22 protein-coding genes are annotated in these 24421 nt (G+C 34.6%); 16 read left to right on the top strand and 6 right to left on the bottom strand.

The features are described 5' to 3' along the window. The first annotated feature begins 32 nt into the window (after nt 1-32). The 10 genes from H3Z82_RS04230 to H3Z82_RS04185 all read left to right on the top strand — a co-directional run bounded on the left by H3Z82_RS04230 (nt 33) and on the right by H3Z82_RS04185 (nt 11605). Complete coding sequence (locus H3Z82_RS04230; protein ID WP_182202819.1) at nt 33-770, top strand: acyltransferase; 738 nt, start codon at nt 33-35, stop codon at nt 768-770. Beyond that, a complete protein-coding gene (locus H3Z82_RS04225; protein WP_182202817.1) occupies nt 771-2102 on the top strand; it encodes an oligosaccharide repeat unit polymerase in 1332 nt (443 codons plus the stop codon). Then, the gene (locus H3Z82_RS04220) at nt 2099-3112 is read left to right on the top strand and encodes a hypothetical protein (RefSeq protein WP_182202815.1); all 1014 of its coding nucleotides are present in this window, start codon (nt 2099-2101) and stop codon (nt 3110-3112) included. The genes H3Z82_RS04225 and H3Z82_RS04220 overlap by 4 nt, the downstream gene beginning before the upstream one ends. Nucleotide 3113: 1 nt before the next feature. Then, nucleotides 3114-4331 (top strand): O-antigen ligase family protein, encoded by a 1218-nt coding sequence (locus tag H3Z82_RS04215; RefSeq protein ID WP_182202812.1) that lies wholly within the window; start codon nt 3114-3116, stop codon nt 4329-4331. Nucleotides 4332-4335: 4 nt separating this feature from the next. Beyond that, nucleotides 4336-5385: a hypothetical protein gene (locus tag H3Z82_RS04210; RefSeq protein WP_182202810.1), complete on the top strand. Its 1050-nt coding sequence runs from the start codon at nt 4336-4338 to the stop codon at nt 5383-5385. 107 nt (nt 5386-5492) lie between these two features. After that, nucleotides 5493-6767, top strand: coding sequence for an MATE family efflux transporter (locus tag H3Z82_RS04205; RefSeq protein ID WP_182202808.1), 1275 nt, complete (start codon nt 5493-5495; stop codon nt 6765-6767). Next, nucleotides 6764-8029 carry an O-antigen polysaccharide polymerase Wzy gene (locus H3Z82_RS04200; RefSeq protein WP_182202806.1) on the top strand — a complete coding sequence of 422 codons (1266 nt, stop codon included), beginning with the start codon at nt 6764-6766 and terminating at the stop codon, nt 8027-8029. The genes H3Z82_RS04205 and H3Z82_RS04200 overlap by 4 nt, the downstream gene beginning before the upstream one ends. Beyond that, complete coding sequence (locus H3Z82_RS04195; protein WP_182202804.1) at nt 8007-9125, top strand: glycosyltransferase family 4 protein; 1119 nt, start codon at nt 8007-8009, stop codon at nt 9123-9125. The genes H3Z82_RS04200 and H3Z82_RS04195 overlap by 23 nt, the downstream gene beginning before the upstream one ends. A 130-nt stretch (nt 9126-9255) precedes the next feature. Next, nucleotides 9256-10245 (top strand): UDP-glucuronic acid decarboxylase family protein, encoded by a 990-nt coding sequence (locus tag H3Z82_RS04190; RefSeq protein ID WP_182202802.1) that lies wholly within the window; start codon nt 9256-9258, stop codon nt 10243-10245. A 1-nt stretch (nt 10246) separates the two neighbouring features. Further along, on the top strand, nt 10247-11605 hold the full coding sequence (locus H3Z82_RS04185; protein WP_182202799.1) for an undecaprenyl-phosphate glucose phosphotransferase: 1359 nt from the start codon (nt 10247-10249) through the stop codon (nt 11603-11605). On the opposite strand, the gene H3Z82_RS04180 is transcribed toward H3Z82_RS04185, so the two are convergent. Genes H3Z82_RS04180 through H3Z82_RS04170 form a run of 3 tightly spaced genes read right to left on the bottom strand, consistent with a single transcriptional unit; the run spans nt 11602 to nt 15175 of the window. Then, entirely contained in the window at nt 11602-12768 is a 1167-nt protein-coding gene (locus H3Z82_RS04180) for a glycosyltransferase family 4 protein (protein WP_182202797.1), read from the bottom strand. The genes H3Z82_RS04185 and H3Z82_RS04180 overlap by 4 nt on opposite strands. After that, complete coding sequence (gene wecB, locus H3Z82_RS04175) at nt 12768-13862, bottom strand: non-hydrolyzing UDP-N-acetylglucosamine 2-epimerase (RefSeq protein WP_182202794.1); 1095 nt, start codon at nt 13860-13862, stop codon at nt 12768-12770. The genes H3Z82_RS04180 and wecB overlap by 1 nt, the downstream gene beginning before the upstream one ends. Continuing rightward, nucleotides 13859-15175, bottom strand: coding sequence for a phenylacetate--CoA ligase family protein (locus tag H3Z82_RS04170; protein ID WP_182202792.1), 1317 nt, complete (start codon nt 15173-15175; stop codon nt 13859-13861). The genes wecB and H3Z82_RS04170 overlap by 4 nt, the downstream gene beginning before the upstream one ends. A 377-nt stretch (nt 15176-15552) precedes the next feature. On the opposite strand from H3Z82_RS04170, the gene purD reads away from it, so the two are divergent. Next, nucleotides 15553-16824: a phosphoribosylamine--glycine ligase gene (gene purD, locus H3Z82_RS04165; RefSeq protein ID WP_182202790.1), complete on the top strand. Its 1272-nt coding sequence runs from the start codon at nt 15553-15555 to the stop codon at nt 16822-16824. Here the strand turns inward: purD and H3Z82_RS04160 are convergent. After that, nucleotides 16819-17043: a DUF6341 family protein gene (locus H3Z82_RS04160; protein WP_182202788.1), complete on the bottom strand. Its 225-nt coding sequence runs from the start codon at nt 17041-17043 to the stop codon at nt 16819-16821. The two genes, purD and H3Z82_RS04160, sit on opposite strands and share 6 nt — an antisense overlap. Before the next feature lie 126 nt (nt 17044-17169). Here H3Z82_RS04160 and H3Z82_RS04155 point away from each other — a divergent pair, with 126 nt between their 5' ends. Continuing rightward, a complete protein-coding gene (locus tag H3Z82_RS04155; RefSeq protein WP_182202786.1) occupies nt 17170-18093 on the top strand; it encodes a DUF6427 family protein in 924 nt (307 codons plus the stop codon). Here the strand turns inward: H3Z82_RS04155 and upp are convergent. Continuing rightward, the gene (upp, locus tag H3Z82_RS04150) at nt 18082-18741 is read right to left on the bottom strand and encodes a uracil phosphoribosyltransferase (RefSeq protein ID WP_182202784.1); all 660 of its coding nucleotides are present in this window, start codon (nt 18739-18741) and stop codon (nt 18082-18084) included. The two genes, H3Z82_RS04155 and upp, sit on opposite strands and share 12 nt — an antisense overlap. 73 nt (nt 18742-18814) lie before the next feature. Between upp and H3Z82_RS04145 the strand changes: the two genes are divergently transcribed. Beyond that, the gene (locus H3Z82_RS04145; protein WP_182202781.1) at nt 18815-19423 is read left to right on the top strand and encodes a DUF4254 domain-containing protein; all 609 of its coding nucleotides are present in this window, start codon (nt 18815-18817) and stop codon (nt 19421-19423) included. A gap of 53 nt (nt 19424-19476) precedes the next feature. After that, nucleotides 19477-20508: a glycosyltransferase family 9 protein gene (locus H3Z82_RS04140; RefSeq protein ID WP_235982356.1), complete on the top strand. Its 1032-nt coding sequence runs from the start codon at nt 19477-19479 to the stop codon at nt 20506-20508. Nucleotides 20509-20690: 182 nt separating this feature from the next. On the opposite strand, the gene H3Z82_RS04135 is transcribed toward H3Z82_RS04140, so the two are convergent. Beyond that, nucleotides 20691-21746, bottom strand: coding sequence for a ferredoxin--NADP reductase (locus tag H3Z82_RS04135; protein WP_182202779.1), 1056 nt, complete (start codon nt 21744-21746; stop codon nt 20691-20693). Nucleotides 21747-21926: 180 nt separating this feature from the next. Between H3Z82_RS04135 and H3Z82_RS04130 the strand changes: the two genes are divergently transcribed. Then, entirely contained in the window at nt 21927-23399 is a 1473-nt protein-coding gene (locus H3Z82_RS04130; protein ID WP_182202777.1) for a DUF5687 family protein, read from the top strand. Nucleotides 23400-23401: 2 nt separating this feature from the next. Next, nucleotides 23402-24100, top strand: a complete 699-nt coding sequence (locus H3Z82_RS04125; RefSeq protein ID WP_182202774.1) for an ABC transporter ATP-binding protein — start codon at nt 23402-23404, stop codon at nt 24098-24100. The last annotated feature ends 321 nt before the right edge of the window (nt 24101-24421 follow it).

Genomic DNA, 24421 nt, shown 5'->3' with positions numbered 1-24421 from the left:
ATAAATAAAATTAGTAGATTTAAATTTAAGCTATGAAAAAAGCCTTAACGATGTTGTGTGGGTTACTTCCTCTTAATCCTGTCAAAATTTTTTTACTTAGAGCTTTAGGTCATTCAATATCCTACAAATCACATATTGGCATATCTGTTTTATACGTTGATAAGCTAGAGTTGAGAAAACATTCGAGAATAAAGCATCTTAATTTTTTAAAGATGAAAAAACTTGTACTTGGAGAAGAGAGTTTTATAGGTAATTATAATATTATCAAAGGACCAATGGAAGTTAGCTTAGCCGATAAAGCAGGAATTTCAAAGCAAAATAAAATTAGGCGCTCTTATGCCCCAATTTCTTATGGAAGGGCCGTGTTGCAATTAGGACAAAATACTATTATTGTTTCTAAACATTTTTTAGACTTAACAAAGTCAATTTATGTTGGAGATAACTCAATAATAGCGGGAATAGGCTCTCAATTTTGGACACACGGGTATTATCATGCTGCCCAAGGTAAAGATAGGATAAGGATAGATGGCGACATACATATAGGTAATAATGTTTATATCGGATCAGGATGTATTTTTAACCCAGGTGTAAAAGTTTCAGATGCGATTCACATTGGAGCGGGCAGCGTCATTTCAAAAAATTTAGTGGACAAAGGAATGTATGTTAGCCAAGGTTTACGGTATATTGAGAACAGTATTGAAGCGATAAAATCGAAACTAACAAAAGTTGAAGGCTTTGACTTAATTGAACAGGTTTATACAAAAAAATAAATGGGCGTTATAAATCCTATAAAATTACTATTAATATCCTTTTTGATATGGTTTTTAATTTATATTCAAATCCCTGTAAAATACCTCTACACGGGAAATTTGTTCTTTCCCTTACTTACTCTATTTTTGTTTATTACGTCTTTTATTTGCGGTATAATTTCTTTAAAAACAAGCTCTGTAAAATCACTGTTGAAACCTAGAAATAGTAAGATAAAACAGATAGTTTATGTATTATTCCTGATGGGGTTGTTAGGCGTAATGTTAAAAATATATGCAGGCTTTTTCAACTCTAAAATTTTTGTTAGTGATAATATTTTTGAGCAAAGAATTGAGAATATGGATAAAGAGTTGACGGGTGGCTACATAGGGGTAATTGGAGCAATATTATTCCCCTTTTCATTTGTTAGCCTTTTAATGGTGCTTTACAACTATCGTATTTTTAGTAATGTTTTTATTTTGTTTTCAATTTTAGTTGGTTCCTACCCTTTTGTAGAGACTATTTTTATGGGAGGTAGAACCATCATAGCTTTATTAGGGACGACCTTAGTATTTGTGTTGATTGCTAGTTATAGTAAAAATGCAAGAATTCCTATGAAAAGGGTCACTTGGTTTGGAACTCTACTTTTTAAAATGCCAACAGTTTTGTTTAAAAAAAGAGTGTCAATTCCATTAGTACTTATAGGAATAGTCTTTATTTCATATTCTTTTAATGTTGTTAATACGAGGCTTAAAAGGTTCGGTTATGGTAATAAAACACTAAAAGTATGGGAAAGAAAGGATTATCAATGGGTTGAATTTAATAAGGATTTCCTAGCTGAATATTACAAAGCTGGAAATGAAGAGCAAGCCAAAATGATTGGGTTATATAGTCTTAAACATTATTTTGCACATGGAGTTGTTGAATATATACGAATGGTAAATCATCTAGATTACTCAACGGGATATTATTATGGACAGTACGAATTTGATGTTTTTTTTAAATTTTTCAGGTCATTTGGGGTTCCATTAAAGTCAGGGGTACAGATGCAGTCCATATTAAAACGAAAGGCTGTTTATTCTACATTCTTCGGTCCTTTTTATATAGATTTTGGTTTTTTTGGAGTTGTTATTTTGTTTTTTTGGGGCAGATTCACTAAGAGAGTATATATTCATGCACAAGATAGAAACACGGAATACGTAGTCTTTTATGGGTATTTAGCAACCATTATTATAACATCAGCCTTTATAAACTTTCTTCTTGGATCTTCCAGCTATTACTTATTTGCTTTTTTTATAAGCCTACTTCTTTTTAAGTTTTGGCCAAACAGACTTGTACTAAAACGCGAACCATGAAACAATTTATAATATATGTTTTTTGCATATGCTTTCTGTTTTCATGTGAAAAGATTGAAAGACCTCGTATACAAGCTCCTGTTAATACGAATGAGAAAGATGATACGAAGTTAATTGTAAATGATACATTTTCTATAGGAGATGTAAGACGTTACGGAATTTTTCCCAACCAGACCATCTCCAATAAAAAATTAGCTGCAATTATAGAGTTCTCAAGTGGAGGTCCACAATTGTACTTTCCAAAAGGATTCTATCCTATTAATTTAAACATTGTTGGTCTCTCACATATATCCATTTATTTTGACGATGCTACGTTAGGAGGTGGATTAACAATTACGGACAAAGAGAACCATCAAAGCTCCAAAATTGCAATAAATGGTAATTTAAAGATTTTAGATAAAATTTTCATTAGAGAATCTAACAATTTGTTTTTTGAAAATGTGACGGTTAAAACGGACACTTTAGGAAGTATTTACAATAGTAGAAATAGGGGAGTGAGTATCTATGTTGGTTCAAAAAACATAAAATTTGAGAAATTAAAAATTTTAAATACAGGAGGAGATGGTTCAGAATTTTACACCTATGTTGCGGCGGCGTTACAAGTTCATGGCTGGAAAAACAATCCAGAATATATTACTATTAATGAATTAGAAATTCAAAATGCAGCTCGGACTGCTTTATATCTGACCGGACAACATCATCTGTTAAAAAAAGTTCAAATAAAAAACTTTGGATTTGGGAGTGATGCTAATATGTTTGGATTGGAAGACACCAAAAAAGGAGATGAAAAAATGTTCTCAGGAGCCTGGATCAATAAATGTAATGACTGTGTGATTGATAGCTTAGCTATTGCAAATAAATCTCTTAAAGGCGCATATAGCATTAATTTTGGCGTAGGAACCTATTCACAACCAACATTTATAAACAACGTACAATTTTCGGAAAATGCAAAAAATATGCCTTTAAAAGATGATCCACTTACCAATATATTAGTTAAAAAAACTTATTAAAATGCTTAGGAAATTTTTGCAAAAGCGTAGAATTATAGGTATTTGGTTAGTAGTATTACTGATTAGCTCATTTAGCATATCTTATGCTTTAACTAGTATTTCTATGTTTGCTTTTTTGCCGTTTTTCTTTTTTGATACGAAGGTTAATATTATAGAAAAATTTAAAGTTATCCGCTACAAAAGAATCCCCATCTTCTTTATCTTTTTTTTTATCACACAACTTATAGGTCTCATGCATTCAGAAAATCTTGATTTTGCTCAAACGCGTGTCAGTGTTATGTTGCCTATCCTTTTTCTCCCAGCCATACTAAGTGTTGAAAAATTTTCAAAAAAGGAATTTGAATTCATCATTTCAATAGCTAAAATTACTGTCATCTTACCCTTTATATATTACATTTTTGTGCATTTGTATATTGATAATAGAGATATAAGTACTTTTGTGCATTTCACTATTATTGAAAAATTGGATATCAGTCAGTTTTATCTTATTTTCATATTGTTCCTCCCTATTCTAGCGTGTATCGACGCCATCATCGACAAAAGAAAAATAATGTTTCACATAATCCTATTATGTGTTTCTTTTGGTATTATCTTTTTAATGGGTAATAAAACCAGTTTAATTTTTGGACTTCTTCTTTGGTTAATTATAATATTTCAAACATATAAGAGAAAAAAATCAAAAGTATTTGTTCCATTAATAATGGGAGCAGTTATATTTTTGAGTGCATTTCAATTGCCAATTATACAGCAGCGGGTGGATGTGTTTACTAAAACATTAGATATTGATTTAGAAACTATTATTACCAAGAACGCTTTCACTATCACAAAAAACACATTTGAACACCGAATTCTAATTAATCATTTGGCTCTTCAAGAAATTTCTGATGCACTACCCTTTGGTGTCGGAACAGGCGACTATAGGGAGGCTCTAAATGATCAATATAAACGCGTAAATTTTAAGGCAGGATTATCGGCCAAATATAATAATCACAACCAATATCTAACGGAGTTTTTAAAAACAGGAATTTTAGGAGGGTTTGTGTTTTTATTCCTGATGTTTATTCTAATAAGAAAAATTAACCTTCGTCAAAAATATTATTCATATTATATAATTTTCTTTAGCATGGGTTGCATGGTCGAGTCGTATCTAGATAGACAACATGGAATTGTTATATTTGCATTTCTGATCCCCTTTTTTTTATACAACGATAATAATTAATATAATGACTCAACCAAAGATTACTCTTATCATATGTCTTTTGACCTTTTTCTTTTTTTCCTGCAAGGAGGAAAAAAAGGCTACTTTTAATAATGAGAAAGAAGAGATTCAAAAGCAATTTGATGAAACTGAATATGTTTTAGATGATTCTTTTCCTGTTGGTGATGCCAGACGCTATGGATTGACAGCTGAAAATTCTAAAACTTCCCATCCTACATCTGGCAAAAATAGAATGACTACAGTTTTAGATCTTGCAGAAAAATCCGGAATGGAAATTATTTTTCCTGCAGGTTATTATGGTATGGATCTAACCTTAGATTCACGAAACAATATGACACTAAGGTTTAATAATTCTGAATTTAATTTAATTCATATTACCCAGAATAAAGATACTTTACCAAAGCCTGAAAATATTACGTTAAAGGGAACGTTGATTTCGTATGCCAGATTAGGACTTACGGAAGCTCGAAATATTTCTATTGATTCTGTAATTCTAAAAAGTGATACGTCTAAGAATTTGTGGGGATTAAGGAATACAGGCTGTCATATATACCACGGTTGTAAAGACATTAAAATTAATTATCTCGAAGTTCAAGATCTTGGTTCTGGAAGTGAAAGATATAAATACTCCCATGCTGCTTTGGCAATTGATGGATATAATAATAATCCAGAAAATGTACAAATAAAAAAGGTCCATATTAAATCAACCGACCGACATGGTATTTATATGACAGGTAAAGACCATTTAATAGGTGAAGTCATTATAGATAAATTTGGTATTGGAGATGCAACGCATATGGATGGTATGCAAGACGCTGCACCTGGTGAAGAAAAGGAATTTAAGGCCTTATGGATTAATAAATGTTATGATAGTTTTATTGAAAATATTATCATAAATGAGAAAGACTCTAAAGGTACATACACGGCGCATTTTGATAGCGGTGATATGCGGCGACCGGTTATAATAGGTAACTTTAAAGTTCTAAATGACCAAACAGATATGACCATTCTTGAAGATGATAATCATGGTGTCATAATAGAAATAAAAGAATAAAACATCAAAATATAAAGATTAAAAAAGAGTTTAAAACATTTTAAACTCTTTTTTTTTAAAAGATAATTTGTAATAGCTTTAAAACTGAAAGTTATCAACAGTAAGATATGCGTAATGGGTTTCTTAAATTTATAAAACACTACTCACTATTTGGAATCGTATTTACGGTTGCTAAGGCAACGGTCTATTTTATTCCATTGTTATTGGCTGACCAATTATCAAAATCAGATTTCGGAATCTTGGAATATGCCTTGGCTGGCTTGGGAATGATAGTCAATACCATTATTAACCTTGGAGTTCCTGGTGCATTCCCCTATTTTGTGCTTAAAGAAAAGAATAATGACATAAAACCCGCCTTTAAGTTTCATGCCCTAATTCTTTTGCTTCCATTTGCCATAAATCAAATCTTATACCTGGCATTTGATTTAGATATTGTTTTCTACTTGGCTTTTAATATTTCATATATTATTGCTAACCAGATGTTTTATTCAACACAATTAAAATCACAGGAAAAGTCCGCACCGGCGGTCATTATTGATTCCGGGATATATATTGTGCTACTAATTAGTTACTTACTGGCTAAAATTGAATTAATTACCTTAAACATCAATGTCATAAACATTTTTGTTCTTCTTTACAGCTTCATTTATGTGTTTTATGGAATCCTCAATTACTTTAAGCAAAGGAGTCAAGCCTTCTTTAAGGATTACAAAAAAATATTAAAATTTAGCATACACCTGCTTATTTCTACTTTCTTAATTTTTTTGATAACCACTTCAGGTCGTATTTTAGTTGAGCTGTTTTTTGATTTTGAAACGGTGGGAGTTTATGCCTTTTACTTTAGACTCTCAGCCATTGTGGTCATCATACATCAAGTTATCAATATTGCATTCTTTAAGAAAATTTATACGCTAAATCCGTTTGTGTTGGATAAGTACTATTTCCTATTCTTTGCTTTTATCTTTTGTTTGTCTGTTTTGATTTTCTTCATTTCGCCATATATTATGCCCCGTTTTTCTGAGTATTTTGCTGAGACGTACACTGAAAATAGAATGGTTTACTTTTTACTCTCGGCGCAAATGGTTATGTGGATTGCCAGTGCTTTAAACTCAAATATTATTGATAGAGAAAATTTAGCGTCAAAGAATAATGTCAAGTTTGTGGTGCTGGTTATAGGATCAATGATATCACTATATGTATTTCAGAATGTTTTAACACTATCCACTTTGACATTCATCCATATGACGGTAATTTTTATTGCCTGTTTGATACAGTATCACAGTTTGTTTAGAATAAAAATAATATTTAAGAAATCAACAGTGACATTAATTGCCATTTACATATTAACGACTAGCTATTTTCTTTTCAAAACATTTTTATGAAGATTATAAAATCATATAGCTTGTTTTTTGGGAGTATCGGTTTTGGACTTCTAATTTGGATGCTATCCTATATTATTCTTCCGTTAACTCCGGTGGAGCCCCTTAAGGCAGAAACAGTATTTTTTATAGGCGCCTGTTATTTGGCTCTCGTTGTAGGTTTTTTAGCCTTTAACTTTCATCGTGACACTTCAAAAAAATATGTGTTGAGCCACAAAAAGACTGTGAAACTGTTGTTGATCATTATTATAGCAAGCTATTTATTGAGATGGTATGATCTGTTTTTTGTAAGAGATTTATCATTCATTAACGACTTAAAATTCAATAGAATTTTAAATGAAAAAAACTTTAAAGAAAATCAAGTTTTGCTCATTATTGCCTCAGTACTTAAAAGCTTATACTTCTTTCCTTTTGTAATTTGTATCAGATCAAATATGAGTCACAAGAAGCTTTATGTGTTGGCGTCTTATCTCGTTCTTTTCTTCCCTATTGTGGAGGCTGTTTTGAAAGGTAACAGAAAACCATTTTTTGAAATTTTTCTAATTGTGGCAATCACTGTTATTGCTTATCAAAGAAAACAAATCAATTTTAAAAGAATTGGGTTGGCAGTACTTGCTGTGCTTCTTATGATGACGATTTCCATGCTGATTTTATTTAAAAGAGAAAAACTCTCAGAAAACCTAGACGCCAAGTTTTACGAATCAATGTTTGAAAGTCGTTATAACGAGATTTTAAGACCTACCGAAAAGGCTATAAACTATTTTCAAAATGATGAAAATTCCGTTGTTTCAAAACTTTTTGCTCTTTCAATAATGCATACAGGACAGTACATAGCCCATGGCGTTTTTGAGCTCAACCATATAATTAATATGGATAATTTACCAATCACCTATGGCAAGTATAATTTTTCTACCATTCCAAAGTTTTTAAACAAAACCAATTTAGCTAATATAGAAATTACCAATCCATCTCCACGTGATTATGTTTATCTCACCCTATTTGGTTCTTTTTACATCGATTTTAGATGGTTTACACCGGTATTTCTGTTCTTGTTTGGTGTATTACAGAAATATATTTATCAGAGAGCTCTTCAATCATTCATTTACACACCCGTATTAATATATGTTTTAATAATTAACGTATTTTTGATGATTCTTAGTTACACAAGAGGAGCGGGGATTTATACTTTTTTTAGTTTTGTATTTCTACTTTTTTTATTAAGAATTTTTGAAAAAAACCTATATGAAAAAAGCGTTGGTCCATGATTGGTATTATGTTAGTGGGGGAGCCGAAAAAGTTATCCATTCCTTCAACAATGTATGGGGAGATTTTGATCATTTTGCACTAGTCGATTTCTTAGATAATAATGATAGGCAATTCATTTTAAATGGTGAAAAAGCTAATGTGAGCTTTATTCAAAAACTACCAACTGCGCGTTCAAATCATCGCAAATTTCTTCAGTTTTTCCCTTTTGCAATAGAGCAATTTGATTTAAGAAATTATGATTTAATTCTGTCATCGTCCGCATCAGTAGCTAAAGGTGTACTTTCCAATCAAGATCAACTTCACATTTGTTATTGTCATTCTCCAATGCGCTATGCATGGGATTTGTATCATCAATATTTAATGGATACTAAACTGAATAAAGGCCTTAAAGGGGTTTATGCCAAGTGGGTGCTGCACAAAATTAGGCAGTGGGATTTATCCAACACTAACCGGGTTGATTTTTTTATAGCAAACTCTAATTATATTGCGCAAAGAATTAAAAAGATTTATAATAGAGATAGTGTTGTGATTTACCCTCCTGTCAACGTGGATGAATTTCAATTGCAGGTAAATAAGCAAGACTATTATTTGACAGCATCTCGAATGGTTCCGTATAAAAAAATTAAACTTATTGTAGAAGCATTTAATAAAATGCCGGAGAAAAAGTTGATTGTAGTGGGGGATGGTCCAGATTTTAAAAGCATTAAAAAAGTGGCCAAGAGCAATATAGAATTAAAGGGGTTTTTGAATTCAGATGCATTGAAACAATATATGCAAAACGCCAAAGCCTTTGTTTTTGCCTCAAAAGAAGATTTTGGAATTGTCCCAGTGGAAGCTCAAGCCTGTGGAACACCTGTTATTGCTTATAATGCTGGTGGTGTGCGAGAAACCGTAGTGCCTAATAAAACAGGTATTTTGTTTGACCAACAAACGGAAGACTCAATTATAAATGCAATAAAAGATTTTGAAAAAACTAATTTCAATCCAGTTGAAATAAGGGAAAATGCCTTAAAATTTTCCAAAGAAAGATTTGAAAGGGAAATTAAGGAATATGTGGAATTCAAATACAACGAATTTAAATTAACTCGGAATTAAATTCACAGGAATTATAAATCAAAACTTTAGAATACTGTAATAACACATTATATTTGGAACTCAAATCGCCTTAGGAAGGCGGTAATAAGAACTTTTAAAATAAGATGTTATCTATAATAACTCAAAATCAATGTCTAAAAACATCCTCATCACAGGAGCCGCTGGCTTCCTTGGTTCTCATCTCTGCGATCGATTTATAAAAGAAGGTTTTAACGTTATCGGTATGGATAATTTCATAACTGGTGATGCAAAAAACATAGAACATTTAAAAAATCACCCGCAATTTAGATTTATAAAGCATGATGTGACTGAACATATTACAATTGAAGAAGACCTCCATTATATTCTCCACTTTGCTTCTCCAGCAAGCCCAATAGATTATTTAAAAATCCCTATTCAAACCTTAAAAGTAGGGTCTTTAGGAACGCATAATTTATTGGGTCTGGCTAAAAATAAGAAAGCCAGATTGCTTATTGCTTCTACTTCTGAGGTTTATGGAGACCCTTTGGTACATCCGCAAACTGAAGATTATTATGGCAACGTCAATGCTATCGGACCTCGGGGTGTTTATGATGAAGCCAAACGCTTTCAAGAATCAATTACCATGGCCTACCATAGATTCCATGGTCTTGAAACCCGTATTGTTCGGATTTTTAATACCTACGGACCGCGAATGCGCCTCAATGACGGCCGTGTTATTCCGGCATTTATGGGGCAAGCGCTAAGAGGAGAAGATTTGACCATTTTTGGTGATGGTTCACAAACACGTTCGTTTTGTTATGTAGATGATCAAATTGAAGGTATTTATAGACTCTTAATGAGCGATTATGCCTATCCTGTAAATATTGGCAATCCTCATGAAATATCAATTAAGGAATTTGCTGAAGAAATTATAAAACTTACCAAGACACATCAAAAAGTGGTCTATAAGGAGCTGCCGGTTGATGACCCTATGCAACGGCAACCTGATATTAGCTTGGCAAAGAAGTTGTTGGATTGGGAGCCAAAGGTTGGAAGAGCGGAAGGCATGGCTATTACCTATAATTATTTCAAAGGTCTGACGGAAGAGGAATTATACAAAAGTGCACATAAAGATTTTACGAACCATATAAAACGATAATGTGAATTCTTTTAAGCAAGGTAGATATTCCGGATACTTAAGGCCCATTTCATATATAATTGATTTGTGTGTGATTAATGGCTTGGCGGTTCTTTATTTTTTCAAAGATATAGATCCGATCCTTTTTGTATCAGTGATTTCTAGTGCTTGGATAATTCTCTCCATCTCTTCAAAATTTTATGAAGTATATCGATTCACCAGAGAAGTCACCATCATTTCTTTGGTTCTGCGGCAAATGATTCTTTTTACCTTAATTATTTTTGCTTTTTCAGGGTATCATCAGCAATTTAATATCGCTCCAAAAACAGTTATCAAATATGTGGGATCGGTATTTTTATTGATTGCCATTTTTAAGTTTACAGTCTATTATTTGCTTCAAAAATATCGTACTTCATTTGGAGGAAATTATAGAAATACCGTCATTTTAGGGGTCAACAAAAAAACTTTAGCCTTAGAAAACTTCTTTAATAAGAATCCCGAATATGGTTATGTCCATAAAAAAACTTTTAGTTTTCGAGATAAGAAAAGTGTCGATCTTGAAGCATGCTTTGATTATATAAAGAGAAATGCTGTTGATGAAATATATTGCTCCATTTCGGAACTTTCAAATAATCAGATCATTAAAATAACCGATTTTGCCGATAACAATCTTAAAATCTTAAAATTTTTACCAGATAATAAGGAGATTTATTCCAAGAAATTAAAATATGAGTATTATGATTATATTCCAATACTCTCACTTAGGAATATTCCACTAGAAGATTCTATTAATCAGGTCATTAAAAGAAGTTTTGATATCCTATTTTCTAGTTTGGTCATCATTTTCATCTTATCCTGGCTCACCCCAATAATTGCCATTTTGATCAAATTAGAATCAAGAGGTCCTGTGTTTTTTAAGCAATCCAGAAATGGGTTTAACTATAAGGAGTTTGACTGCTACAAATTCAGATCGATGATGCCCAATAACGACGCCCATCTTTATCAAGCCACAAGAGATGATCAACGGGTGACGAAAGTAGGCAAGTTTTTAAGAAAAACCAGTATTGACGAATTGCCACAATTTTTCAATGTTCTTTTTGGCGACATGTCCGTGGTGGGTCCAAGGCCGCACATGGTGAGTCATACGAGCATGTACGCAAAACGAATTGATAAATTCATGGTAAGACATTTTGTAAAACCTGGGATTACAGGTTTAGCTCAAATAAGTGGTTTTAGGGGCGAAATTGAAACCGATAAGGATATTATTGGTCGCGTTAAATATGATATTTTCTATATTGAAAATTGGTCGTTATTACTCGACATCAGAATTATTGTACGAACATTTTTGAACGCTGTAAAAGGTGAAGAAAAGGCCTATTAGAACTCTTTTACCAACTCGTCCAACTGTTTGTCGAAGTCAAAGTGCAACATAGCAGATGTTTTGATGTTATTTTTGAAGTTGTTATTAAAATCAGTTTTTTTAAGAATGGAAAGGGTGCTATTCAAGTCTTCATAATCTCCAGCTTTAGCCACCCAACCGAGTCGGTGTTCTTTTATAATCGTCTCGCCTTCACCACCTCCAAAATACAACATAGGAAGCCCCAGTTTAGCGTATTCGAATATTTTTGAGGGTACAGAGCCATAAATTCGGTTCAGTAGCGGAATGATGCCTATATCGTATTTTATAAGTGATTTGTGCAACATATCCCGCGACACTTCGCCGTGATACCTAATGGGTAATTCCGGATGGGCATTGATATAGTTTTCTATTTTTAATTGTTCTGAGCCAGAGCCGTAAATATGAAATTCAATAGCTTGATAATTCAGTTCTTGACACAACTTTAAAATGCCTTGGGCAACTCCCAATAAGCCAGCATAGACCATACTAATTTTACCCAGGTTATTTTTGGTTTGAGCATTGATTTCCGGCGATTCAAAATCAGGGTAGTTTCTATATAAGAAGGTCTTTTTATTTGGGAATAGGGTTTTAATATGCGTCAGTATTTCTTCGCTTTGACCTAAAATTAAATTGGCCTTCCTGTAATTTGAACGTTCAATTCTCTCTAAAATACGATAGCTGAAATTCTTTTTTAAAGCGCCTAATTCCAGACCTGCAATGGGCCACAAGTCACTGACATTAAGAATCAACTTCCGTTTTTTGGAACGTAAAAATGTACAGCAGGTAAAAGCGACCAAAAGTGGTGGTGATTGAACGATAACTGTTTTAGGAATTTCGTTGAACAAGAAATACCAAATGAGACTTAAACTGTAGGATAGCATCGCAAACAATCGAACAACCTTATTTTTTGAAACCGTAGCGTAAATCCATAAACGATGGACCAATATCCCATTTTCATTAGAGGAATGACTGAATTTTCTGCGATAGGATTTAAAAATTTTACCGGTTGGATAATTGGGCAATGGCGTAATGACTGAAACTCTAAAATTTCGATTTTTTAAGCCTTCAGCCAAATGGAAGATCCTATTGGATGCCGCACCAATTTCAGGAGGAAAATAACTGGTAATGATCAGTATCTCCTTCATTACAATTTGTAGATATCTACGATATTATTTACGATACGTTTGGCAGCATGGCCATCCCATAACTCTGGGATTTCACCCTTTTTCCAATTCCCAGAAAATAATTTTTCGAAAGCCTGAACGATTTTATCAGGATCATTTCCCACCAAAACATTGGTACCGATTGTGCACGTCTCTGGACGTTCTGTGCTATCTCTTAACGTGATGCAGGGAACATTCATGACCGTGGTCTCTTCTGTGATTCCTCCAGAATCTGTCAGTACTGCAAAGGCATTTTTAACCAGATAATTGAATTCTAAATATCCCAACGGCGCGACATAATGTAAGTTGTCAAAATTTAAATTCAATCCTTCCAACAGCTTTTTGGTTCTTGGATGCACCGGGAAAATAATAGGATAGTCCTTTCCTAATTGGGCAAGCTGTGTAATTAAAGCTTTGAGTTGTCCTTCTTCATCCACATTACTTGGCCTGTGCAAAGTCATGACCATATACTTTTTTTCCTGCAGTTGCAACCCTTTCCAAAGTGCAGGTTGTTTGAGTCTGCTCTCATTTTTGCGTAGGGTATCAATCATCACATTGCCCACCAAATAAATTTGGCTTTTATTTACGCCAAGATCTTCGAGGGTTTTTGAAGCTAAAGATGTGGTGGAGAAAAAATAGTCGGTTAGGCTATCGGTGACAATTCTATTGATTTCTTCAGGCATATTCATATCACCTGAACGGATTCCAGCCTCTACATGCGCCACTTTTATACCTGCTTTTTTGGCGACTATCGTACAGGCCATAGTTGAAGTGACATCACCAACCACCATCACCAAATCGGTTGGGTTTTCTGCCAAAACCTTCTCAAACCCAATCATAATCGCTCCAGTTTGTTCTGCTTGTGTGCCACTTTGCACATTCAAATTGATATCTGGAAACGGAATATTCAATTCTTCAAAAAAAGTATCACTTAAGTTCCTATCGTAATGCTGACCCGTATGGATCAACTGATAATTAATTGCAACACCTTCTGATTGTTTTTGCTTGATAGCATCGATAATAGGTGCTATTTTCATGAAGTTTGGGCGTGCGCCGGCTATAATGGTTATGGTCATATTTTGTTTAATAATGATGAAAACTGTTTCAGCTTTCCTGATTGAGAACGTTTTAAGCGTGGTTGACGCTCAAAGATAATGTATAGTCCTTTTTCAAGGTAGTTTTCTATTTCTTTAAGTATCGTTTTAGTTTGTTGATTTGATAGTTCCTGATTGCTGACATAGATGATTTTAAAGGTTTGAAAATCTAATTGCTCAATCATAAATTCTTTCACGTTACCATCATCTTCAACAATACTTTTGGTAATATAGTAAAAGGTAAGTCCAGCCGCCTTTTTTCCACTTGGTAAGTGGACGATATCATTGCTGCGTCCAATTAATTTTTGAAGCAACGGTTTTTGAAATGTACTTTCTTTAGAAAGAATTCCAATATCGCCAATATCATAGCGAATAAAGGGGTGTGCTTTATTGTATAATGAAGTAATGACTACCCGCCCTTCTTCACCGTAAGGTAATACTTGACCATCTGCATCAATGATTTCCACAAAAAGGGTTTCACTGTTCACAACCCATTCATCTTGCGGATTTTGGAAAGCGATTAAATCCAATTCCGATGCCCCATATTCATTGACCACAGGTATACCAAATTGTTTTTCCATTAGCTGTTTATCGTCTTCAAATAACATCTCTGAGGTCACAACACAGGCTTTAAGGGTAGGACATATTGTTTTTAAAACCAAATTTCGCTGCTCCAAGAACTTTGCAAATTGAACAATGGCACTTGTATAACCGTTGATATAATCAAAACGAGTGGTTTTGAACTTTTTTAAATAATTTTCAAGCGTAGCATCACTTAAATCGTAGACCGAAAAACGGAAGCGTCCGCTCAAGACATCCTTAAAACGTTCTTTATAATACCCTTTTTTATCTAAAGGAATACCATAAAATCGGGCTTGTTTTGAGCTGTTGAAGTTGAGGTTGAACCAACCAAAACGATCTTGAATAACCGCCCAGGTTAAGGCATGACAAAACTTGTCCTTGGCAAAAACAAAAGGGTCTCCAGAAGACCCCGACGTTTTATTGATATAAACGTTTTTCTCCGAAAAACCTTCCGATAGTCGATTGACCAAAGGGTGCTGCAAATCTCTTTTGGTCATAATGGGCACAGCATTCCAAGTTGAGAATTGAGCGTCTTTAAAAAGAGACTGGTAAAAAGGATTGTGTTTGAGGTGATAGTTGACAATTGTTGTTCTCTGGTTCTCTATGTAATTCTTGAACTTCTCGTCGTTAAGAATTTGAATTTCTTTCAATACCGGTCGCGCTTCCTTAATTGGAAACCCGTTCAGTTTTAAAGATAGATCAAATAAATTCAATGTTAACCTGATTTTGAGATTGTAAAGTAAAGAAATTAATTAAACTCTTGACTAAATTCAATCTTGAACATTTAAGGTTCAACTCCCTTCTTGTTCGATTGGAACTCTTGAGTTAACTAACTAAGATATTGTCTATGGGCAATGCCTCGTCACAATATACAACGCAATAGGTTGGCACCATTCTTCACTTTTAAATTTTTGTAAGCATCGCAAGTCATGATGATACGGCTGATATTAAGCCTCAAAATCAATATTTTTCATACTTTTCTGGTTAAGACTCTACTCTTGATTCTTTTATCTTACATTATCGATTTAATCGTCAAAAATATTATTGTTTTCATAGCATAAACTATATTTTTGCATCAAACATTACTAACATGACCATTTTAATTCTTGGTTCCGGTGGGAGGGAACATACTTTTGCTTGGAAAATTGTACAAAGTCCACTATGTCAAAAATTATATGTGGCTCCAGGAAATTCTGGAACCGCTGAAATAGCTGAAAACATCGATCTTAACGTCACCGATTTTCAGGCTATAAAAAAAGTGGTTCTTGAAAAACAAATCGATATGGTTGTTGTCGGACCAGAAGATCCTTTGGTGAAAGGTGTTCACGATTTCTTTTTGGATGATGAGGAGTTGAAGCATGTTGCCGTTATTGGTCCTCAAAAAGCTGCGGCAGAATTAGAAGGTAGTAAGGAATTTGCCAAGGAATTTATGTTCCGTCATGATATTCCTACTGCGGCTTATCAGAGTTTTGATGCCTCAACCTTAGAAGCTGGATATCAATTTTTGGAAACCTTAAAGCCACCCTACGTGTTAAAAGCAGATGGCTTGGCAGCCGGAAAAGGAGTTTTGATTTTAAATGATCTCAATGAAGCCAAAGCAGAACTGAAGCATATGCTTGTAGATGCCAAATTTGGCGCAGCCAGCACTAAAGTGGTCATTGAAGAGTTTTTAGATGGCATTGAGTTGAGTTGCTTTGTGCTTACCGATGGGAAAAACTATAAAATTTTGCCAACGGCAAAGGATTATAAACGCATTGGCGATGGTGATACTGGATTAAATACCGGTGGGATGGGCGCAGTATCTCCCGTACCTTTTGCCACCGAGTCATTTTTAAATAAAATTGAAGAGCGCATTGTTCAACCAACCGTTGCCGGGCTTCAAAAAGATGGCCTGCACTATAAAGGTTTTATTTTTATCGGTTTGATTAAAGTTGGGGACGATCCGAAAGTTATTGAATACAACGTGCGGATGGGCGATCCGGAGACCGAGGTAGTTTTGCCACGAGTAAAAAATGACTTAGTTGAAATATTCCAAGCTATTGCCGATCAAACCTTGGACAGTATTGAGATTGAAATTGATTCACGTGCTGCCACCACAGTCATGCTGGTTTCGGGTGGTTATCCCGAAAGCTATGAGAAAAGTAAAGAAATTACAGGCCTAGCAAATTTAACAGAGGTCATCCCATTTCATGCCGGTGCCTCACTAAGGAACAATCAGGTGGTTACTTCTGGAGGTCGTGTTATGGCTATTACGGCCTTTGGAGAAACGTACCAAGAAGCCATAAAAAAATCTTATCAAAATATAGAGAAACTACATTTTGATAAGATGTATTACCGTAAGGATATTGGTTTTGATTTATAAAAACGAATGGGATGAAATGCTTTTGTCCTCTTCGTCGTTATCGTCATACTTCTTCAATTCTCCCATCCAATAAACAAATGCCACGAAAGTAATGATTATAAGTATCCAAGAGACAAGATTTGCAAGCCACCAACTGTCAAGCTCCAGTTCTCTTAAAGCTTCAAAAGGGATCATTAAAAAATCAAATAAGGCTGCAATACCGTAAAAAAATTCAGTCATGATAATAAATATTATATTTACAATACAAAATTACGTTTTTTTTATTTGAAATGTTCCATAAAGTGAGAGCGAATTTTATTTTCGTTGAAGTATAGACTAAGCAGCAAACCCAGAACACAGCTCTAAATGATTTCAAGTTTTTTCAGTAAAGCAAAACCTATACATTTTCTGGTCATCAGCGCCATGCTTTTTGTTGTTTTCTTGGTCACCAAGCTCACAACCTTGACTAGTAATTTTTCGGTCGAACTTTTTTTTAAGCAAGCTTTTCTTTTTGGGGTATGTTTGGCATCACTATTTGTGCTTGACTTCTTTGCCAGTAAAAATAAGCTGACAAAAAAAAACAGCTATAAAATTTTAATGTTTGGTCTGTTTGTGGCGGTCTTACCAGAAACGCTAAGCAATTCCAAACTGCTTGTGGCCAATTTTTTTATCTTATTGGCGTTACGACGTATCATTAGCTTGAGATCTCGAAAAGAAATCAAGAAAAAACTTTTTGATGCTGCCTTTTGGATCAGTTTAGCAACTCTATTGTTTTTTTGGGCCTCCTTATTTTATATTTTAATATTTCTCGCACTCTTTCTGCATTCCATAATAGATATCAAAAATTGGATCATTCCGTTTATCGGCGTCCTCTGCGTTGTGGTCATTGCTGCTGCTTATATGATTGCAATGGATATAGATTTTGACCCCTATTTAAACGGTTTTTTTGATGTAAGCTTTGATTTTACATCCTTGAACTCAAAGCGGATGATCATAGCAGCTACTTTATTATTTTCTTACGGAATATGGGCCTCTTTTTATTTTATGAGAAGTATTAAACGGCAATTAAAGAGCTACAGACCATCATTTATCATCGTTATAGTGTCGTCATTGATTGCCTTGAGCATTATTTTGGTGTCGCCTTACAAAGATGGCAGCGAATTTATTTTTCTATTCGCACCGTTGGCGATTATCATGTCTAATTATTTAGAAATTATTCCAGAAAAATGGTTTAAGGAGGTTTTGATCCTTATTTTAATAGGTGCCGCCCTGTTGAACTTAATGCTGTAGCTTTTCGCCGTAGGCTAAATCGCCGGCATCACCTAACCCCGGCATGATATAACCTTTCTCATTGAGATCAGGGTCTACGGTAGCAATCCACAAATGGGTATCCGGACTAAAATGCCTGCTGATATAATCAATACCATCTTGTGCACCAATGACGCAAGCTAAATGAATTTCTTTAGGTTTTCCAAAAGGCTTTAAAGCTTCAAAAGTGGCCACAAGAGATTGGCCCGTAGCTAGCATAGGATCAGCTAAAATAAGCGTCTTGCCCTCTAAGCTTGGGCATGCTGAATACTCAACAACAATCTCAAAACTATCGGGGTTTTTATGATGTTGCCTATAGGCCGAAATAAATGCATTTTCTGCGTCATCAAAATAGTTTAATAATCCGTTGTGCAAAGGCACGCCAGCTCGCAAAATAGAACAAAGCACAATTTCATTTCCCATAATATTCATTTCACAACTCCCTAAGGGTGTTTCAATCACCGCCGGATTAAAATTTAATTTTTTGCTTATTTCATAGCCTAAAATCTCGCCAATGCGTTCAATATTTCTTCGGAAGCGCATCCGGTCACTTTGGATATTCACATCTCTCATTTCTGAAATAAATGTGTTTAAAATGGAATTTTTTTCTGTTAGGTTGTGAATGTGCATAAGGCTTAAACTCTATTTTGAATGGTAAAGTTAATTAATTAGAAGTATATTTACGTCTTAAAATCATCAGATTATGTTTACAGCAAAAGCCAATGAAATTTTTCAAAAAGCCATCGATACGTATCATATAAAGAATACAGTGGATCAAGTTTTTAAAAATATATATGACGAAGACAAACAGCTCATTGAACATCTCTTGTATAGAAAATGTTGGATTGATACCGTGCAATGGCATTATGAAGACATCATTAGAGATCCGAATATCGATCCTATAGAAGCCTTAAAATTGAAACGTCAAATTGATGCATCCAACCAAGATAGGACGGATATGGTAGAATATATTGATAGTTATTTCTTGAGTCTTTATGATGATGTTGTACCTAAACCAAATGCCACCATCAATACTGAAAGTCCTGCGTGGGCCATTGACAGACTCTCCATTTTAGCTTTAAAAATCTATCATATGAACGAAGAGGTTGAACGTCCTGACGCCTCGTCATCGCATAAGCTCAATTGTACTACTAAACTAAATGTGCTATTGGAGCAGCGTAAAGATTTAAGCCAAGCCATTGACGATTTGCTTACGGATATTAAAAACGGCGACAAATACATGAAAGTGTACAAGCAAATGAAAATGTACAATGATGATGAATTAAACCCTGTATTGCGCGGACAAAAATAAACTAAACGCAACCTGTCACGTTTCAAAAACCTGACAGGTTTATTTTTTGTAAAATGTCTAATTCCACAGCCAAACCTAAACACATCCTCGTCATCCGTCTATCCGCCATGGGAGACGTGGCCATGACTGTCCCGGTGCTAAGGGCTTTTACAGAGCAATATCCAGAGATCAAGTTAACCGTCTTAACCAGAGAATTTTTTAAACCATTCTTTCGTGATTTAGAAAATGTATCTGTTTTTGCTCCAGATCTAAAAGGAAATCATAAAGGCTTTTTTGGTCTCTTAGAACTTTCAAAAGACTTGAGGATGCTGGGCATTGATGCTGTTGCCGACTTGCATAATGTACTCCGAAGTAATATCCTTAAAATCTTTCTGTTAGATTTGAAACCCATCCAATTGGACAAAGGAAGGGCTGAAAAGAAAGCTTTAGTCAAGGGAAAGATATTTGAGCAATTAAAAAGCACACACCAACGCTATAAAGATGTTTTTGAGAAATTAGGATTTCCGATTAAAGATTCCGACCCAATTTTTCCGGAACGTGCCCAATTAAATTCTAAAACACTCAATTTGATGGGAAGCGATACTAAAAACTGGATAGGAATTGCACCTTTTGCAGCTTATAAGAGTAAAATGTATCCTTTAGACTTAATGGAATCAGTCATTAAAGATCTTTCAAAAAGCTATAAAATTTTGCTTTTTGGCAGTAAAGATGATGCTGCATACTTGAGTTCTATCAAAAACGAAAATGTCACAAATATTGCTGGAAAGTTAAATCTTGATGAAGAATTGGATGTGATTTCAAATTTAGATGTGATGCTTTCTATGGATTCGGGCAACGCCCATTTGGCGGCAATGATGGGGGTAAAAGTTTTGACGCTTTGGGGCGTAACCCATCCTTATGCAGGGTTTTTCCCGTTTCATCAGGATGAAAACAATGCACTTTTAGCGGATCGTAAAAAATTTCCTGAAATTCCAACCTCCATTTATGGCAACAAATTTCCTGAGGGTTATGAAAACTGTATGGCCACTATCGATCCGAGAGATGTGGTTGAAAAGATTGAAAACATCCTAAAAAAACCCTACTGAAAAGTAGGGTTATGAGATTTAATTTTCGTTAATAGATAAACCTTATAGTAACAATTAAATCAATTATAAAAATAGAAAATTCATCTTATTTAACATAATATTAAGAGTGCTACTTCTGTCTATTCGACGAAATCAAGGTTTTTAACGATTAAAACCTTGGTGTCCATTTAATTTAATAAGATTTAAATATCATCATAATCAATTTTGATATGCGGTGTTAGAGGATGTGCTTGACAGGTTAAGATCAAACCCTCAGCAACTTCCCCATCAGTCAAAATATTATTTTGACGCATTTTTGCTTCCCCTTCAATGACACGTGCCAAGCAACTACTGCAAATTCCTCCTTGGCAAGAATAGGGAGCATCTAAATCGTTATCTAGTGCAGCTTCGAGAATGGTCTGTTTTTGTGACATTTCAAATTCGGTCGTGTCATCATCTAAAACAACTGAAATTTTGGTTTGTCCATCAGGAAGGGTCGCAGTGTCGCGTTCTGTAGGTTTTGCAGCTTTAAACAGTTCAAAAAACACCCGATCTTCAGGAATTTCATGCTCAGAAAGAACATCCTTTACAGTATGTATCATTGCCTCCGGTCCACATAAATAGAACGCATCAATACTCAAATCTTTGTGCTTGTTCTTTAATATGAGATTGACTGTGCTTTTTTCAATACGTCCAAAAATAGAATCATCTTCTTGAGCTTGACTAAAAACAAATTGAATGGCCAACCGATCGCTGTAATCCCGTTGCAGTTGCAGCAATTCGGTCATAAACATCGTGTCGTCCGTGGTTTTATTACCATAAACCAAAACAACATTACTCATGACTTCTTCTTCCAAAGCGCATTTAACAATGCTCAAAATTGGGGTGATGCCACTACCTGCTGCAAATGCGGCAATATGCTTGGTCTTGGCGTCATTAGGTTCAAAAATAAAATGACCTCTTGGTGGCGCAATTTCCAACTGGTCTCCAACCTTTAATTGGTTATTGACATACTTGGAAAAAGTACCGTCTTTCACCTCTTTTACGGCCACCCTTAGATCGCCACTCTTTGGAGAAGAACACAAAGAGTAATCGCGTCTTATCTCAGTACCATTAAGCATAGATTTTATAGTTATATACTGGCCTGCCTTGAATTTAAAATCGTCTTTAAGATGTTGAGGGACTTCAAAGGTAATGGTTACCGATTTTGAAGTGACGCGCTCAATGTTTTTTATGGTTAGGGTATGATATTGTGACATAATTTAAATTTTCATCAAAAGTAACGAAAGCTTGTAATAAATGCCACCTATCTAACAAAATTATAAGAGATGAAGCGGGTGTCTTTGGGTAAATTGCTTCTAAAGTTTAGATTATTTGAAATTTGTTTGTAACAAAAATTGATTTAATATTACCAATGATTACATCGCAACCAGAACAGTATGTTGAAATATTTTATAAGTCTCGAATGGAAATCCTTTATTAGGTCAGCCTCTTTTAAAACCAATCTTTTTCTTAAAATAATGATGGTTTTTGGTGCTCTTTGGATGATTGCCTCTTTTTTACTCATGGGTTTTGGGGTTTACTTTATCATTGAGGAGCAATTTAACATGGAGCCTTTTCAAGTGGTCAATCAAGTGCTGATTTATTATATGGCATTTGATTTAGTATTCCGGTATTTCCTTCAGAAGATGCCGGTACTGAACATTAAAACACTCATGTACTTACCAATCAAAAGAAAGACGATTGTCAATTTTGCCATCGGTAAGACCATGATCTCATTCTTTAACGTACTGCACGCGTTTTTCTTTATTCCCTTCTCAATTGTGCTCATTATGGAAGGTTTCCCTGTTTTACAAGTCATGGCATGGAACCTGGGTATAGTAGGTTGGATTTATTGTAATAATTTCATCAATATTTTTGTCAATAATAAAGACGTGGTTTTCTTCGCGGTTATTGGTGTTATTGGCGCTATGATCGGACTTCAATACTTCGGTGTTTTTGATATTACACAGCTTACCTACCCCGTTTTTAACGCATTTTATGCCATACCTTATTTGGCTTTTGTGCCAGTGTTTTTGGCAGTGTTCTTTTATAAAATGGCATTTACCTTTTTCAAAAACAATTTGTATTTAGATTCAGGGCTATCCGTGAAACATGACATCGCTGAAACCCAAGATTACAGCTGGTTAAACCGTTTTGGAAGCATGTCTACCTTTCTTAAAAACGATATTAAATTGTTAAGGCGCAATAAACGCTCAAAAACAACTTTACTTATAAGCGTACTCTTTATATTTTATGGGTTACTATTTTTTACAGGGTCCGTTGAAGCTTATGAGGGTCCTTTCTGGCGGGTCTTTGCTGGGATCTTTATATCTGGCGGGTTCTTATTTACATTTGGCCAATTTGTACCAAGTTGGGATAGTGCTTATTACCCGTTAATGATGAGCCAAAATATTCGGTATAAAGAATATATCGCATCCAAATGGTACTTAATGGTCATTGCCACTATAGTATCAACCATTATTTCTGTTTTTTACCTCTATTGGGGGTGGCAAGCCTATGCAGCAGTTGTTGTTGGCGCCATTTATAATATTGGAGTCAATAGCCATATGGTTCTTTGGGGTGGCGCATATATCAAAACTCCCATAGATCTGACCACAAGTAAAAAAGCCTTTGGAGACAAACAGGCCTTTAATGCGAAAACCTTATTATTGACCATTCCAAAATTGGTATTGCCAATGGCTATTTATGCCGTTGGGCATTTTACACTTGGAGAAGTTTTCGGTTTCGCCTTAGTGGCCATTGCCGGATTTACTGGTTTTTTATTCAAGAATAAAGTGTTCAACATTATAGAAAAAGTCTATAAATCAGAAAAATATAAAACATTAGCCGCTTACAAACAAAATAATTAATTATGATAACAGTATCCCATCTATCAAAAGCATATAATTCAAGTCCGGTTTTAAACATTGAAAATCTTGACATTCCACAGGGGCAGAGCTTTGGATTGGTAGGCAATAATGGCGCAGGAAAAACGACGTTCTTCAGTCTGTTATTAGACTTGATTCAACCAACCACAGGTTTTATTAAAAGCAAGGACATTCAAATTGATGAAAGTGAAGACTGGAAGCCTTTCACTTCAGCATATATTGACGAAACCTTTTTAATAGGCTATTTGACTCCAGAAGAATACTTCTATTTTATTGGCGAATTACGGGGTCAAAATAAAGCGGATGTAGATACATTATTAAAGCAGTTTGAGGATTTTTTCCATGGTGAAATATTAAACCAAAAAAAATATCTGAGAGATTTAAGCAAGGGCAATCAAAAGAAGGTGGGCATTATAGCCGCTCTTATTGGAAATCCGGAAGTCATTATTCTTGATGAACCTTTTGCTAATTTGGATCCTACCACCCAAATCCGACTAAAACAGATCATTAAAAACCTTGCAAGTCAACAAGGCGTTACTGTATTGGTATCAAGTCACGACCTAATGCATGTTACGGAAGTGAGTGAACGCATTGTGGTTTTAGAGAAAGGTGAAGTTATTAAAGATTTGGTAACCAGCGCCGCTACCTTGAAAGAATTGGAAGCACATTTTGCTGGAGAATAATAGGTTATCTTAGGCACTTAGACCTCACAGGTTTTTGAAACCTGTGAGGTCTTTTCCGTTTTTTCTGTACGTGAAATTAACGCTGACTTGCCCGATCGTTCAGGCGTGTGTCATTGATTATAACTGATATTTTATGAGTTTTTTGACACGAGCGTAAGTTGAAATTTGGTGCTTTTGTTTTTGGAATTTATAACTTCGGGCCTCTGCGTCTCTGCGAGAATTATCTAAGAATCCCACATCGAAAACTCCACTAATTTTTCCTCGAATAATTCAAAAAGATGCTTATTTTTACGGCATTGCATAATATTTGCCCCTGTTTTT

It is taken from the genome of Gelidibacter maritimus, assembly GCF_014062315.1.
Classification (GTDB): Bacteria; Bacteroidota; Bacteroidia; order Flavobacteriales; family Flavobacteriaceae; genus Gelidibacter; species Gelidibacter maritimus.
Note: the sequence above shows the minus strand (reverse complement) of the source record. Positions and strands in the feature narration are given on the sequence as shown.

What these genes read in the sequence shown, in the direction of transcription:
- H3Z82_RS04225 (WP_182202817.1), top strand. Translation starts at nt 771, where the DNA reads ATGGGCGTTATAAATCCTATAAAATTACTATTAATATCCTTTTTGATA.
- wecB (WP_182202794.1), bottom strand. Translation starts at nt 13,862, where the DNA reads ATGACCATAACCATTATAGCCGGCGCACGCCCAAACTTCATGAAAATA.
- H3Z82_RS04205 (WP_182202808.1), top strand. Translation starts at nt 5,493, where the DNA reads ATGCGTAATGGGTTTCTTAAATTTATAAAACACTACTCACTATTTGGA.
- upp (WP_182202784.1), bottom strand. Translation starts at nt 18,741, where the DNA reads ATGCACATTCACAACCTAACAGAAAAAAATTCCATTTTAAACACATTT.
- H3Z82_RS04190 (WP_182202802.1), top strand. Translation starts at nt 9,256, where the DNA reads ATGTCTAAAAACATCCTCATCACAGGAGCCGCTGGCTTCCTTGGTTCT.
- H3Z82_RS04140 (WP_235982356.1), top strand. Translation starts at nt 19,477, where the DNA reads ATGTCTAATTCCACAGCCAAACCTAAACACATCCTCGTCATCCGTCTA.
- purD (WP_182202790.1), top strand. Translation starts at nt 15,553, where the DNA reads ATGACCATTTTAATTCTTGGTTCCGGTGGGAGGGAACATACTTTTGCT.
- H3Z82_RS04130 (WP_182202777.1), top strand. Translation starts at nt 21,927, where the DNA reads ATGTTGAAATATTTTATAAGTCTCGAATGGAAATCCTTTATTAGGTCA.
- H3Z82_RS04220 (WP_182202815.1), top strand. Translation starts at nt 2,099, where the DNA reads ATGAAACAATTTATAATATATGTTTTTTGCATATGCTTTCTGTTTTCA.
- H3Z82_RS04215 (WP_182202812.1), top strand. Translation starts at nt 3,114, where the DNA reads ATGCTTAGGAAATTTTTGCAAAAGCGTAGAATTATAGGTATTTGGTTA.
- H3Z82_RS04195 (WP_182202804.1), top strand. Translation starts at nt 8,007, where the DNA reads ATGAAAAAAGCGTTGGTCCATGATTGGTATTATGTTAGTGGGGGAGCC.
- H3Z82_RS04160 (WP_182202788.1), bottom strand. Translation starts at nt 17,043, where the DNA reads ATGACTGAATTTTTTTACGGTATTGCAGCCTTATTTGATTTTTTAATG.
- H3Z82_RS04135 (WP_182202779.1), bottom strand. Translation starts at nt 21,746, where the DNA reads ATGTCACAATATCATACCCTAACCATAAAAAACATTGAGCGCGTCACT.
- H3Z82_RS04200 (WP_182202806.1), top strand. Translation starts at nt 6,764, where the DNA reads ATGAAGATTATAAAATCATATAGCTTGTTTTTTGGGAGTATCGGTTTT.
- H3Z82_RS04180 (WP_182202797.1), bottom strand. Translation starts at nt 12,768, where the DNA reads ATGAAGGAGATACTGATCATTACCAGTTATTTTCCTCCTGAAATTGGT.
- H3Z82_RS04155 (WP_182202786.1), top strand. Translation starts at nt 17,170, where the DNA reads ATGATTTCAAGTTTTTTCAGTAAAGCAAAACCTATACATTTTCTGGTC.
- H3Z82_RS04210 (WP_182202810.1), top strand. Translation starts at nt 4,336, where the DNA reads ATGACTCAACCAAAGATTACTCTTATCATATGTCTTTTGACCTTTTTC.
- H3Z82_RS04125 (WP_182202774.1), top strand. Translation starts at nt 23,402, where the DNA reads ATGATAACAGTATCCCATCTATCAAAAGCATATAATTCAAGTCCGGTT.
- H3Z82_RS04230 (WP_182202819.1), top strand. Translation starts at nt 33, where the DNA reads ATGAAAAAAGCCTTAACGATGTTGTGTGGGTTACTTCCTCTTAATCCT.
- H3Z82_RS04145 (WP_182202781.1), top strand. Translation starts at nt 18,815, where the DNA reads ATGTTTACAGCAAAAGCCAATGAAATTTTTCAAAAAGCCATCGATACG.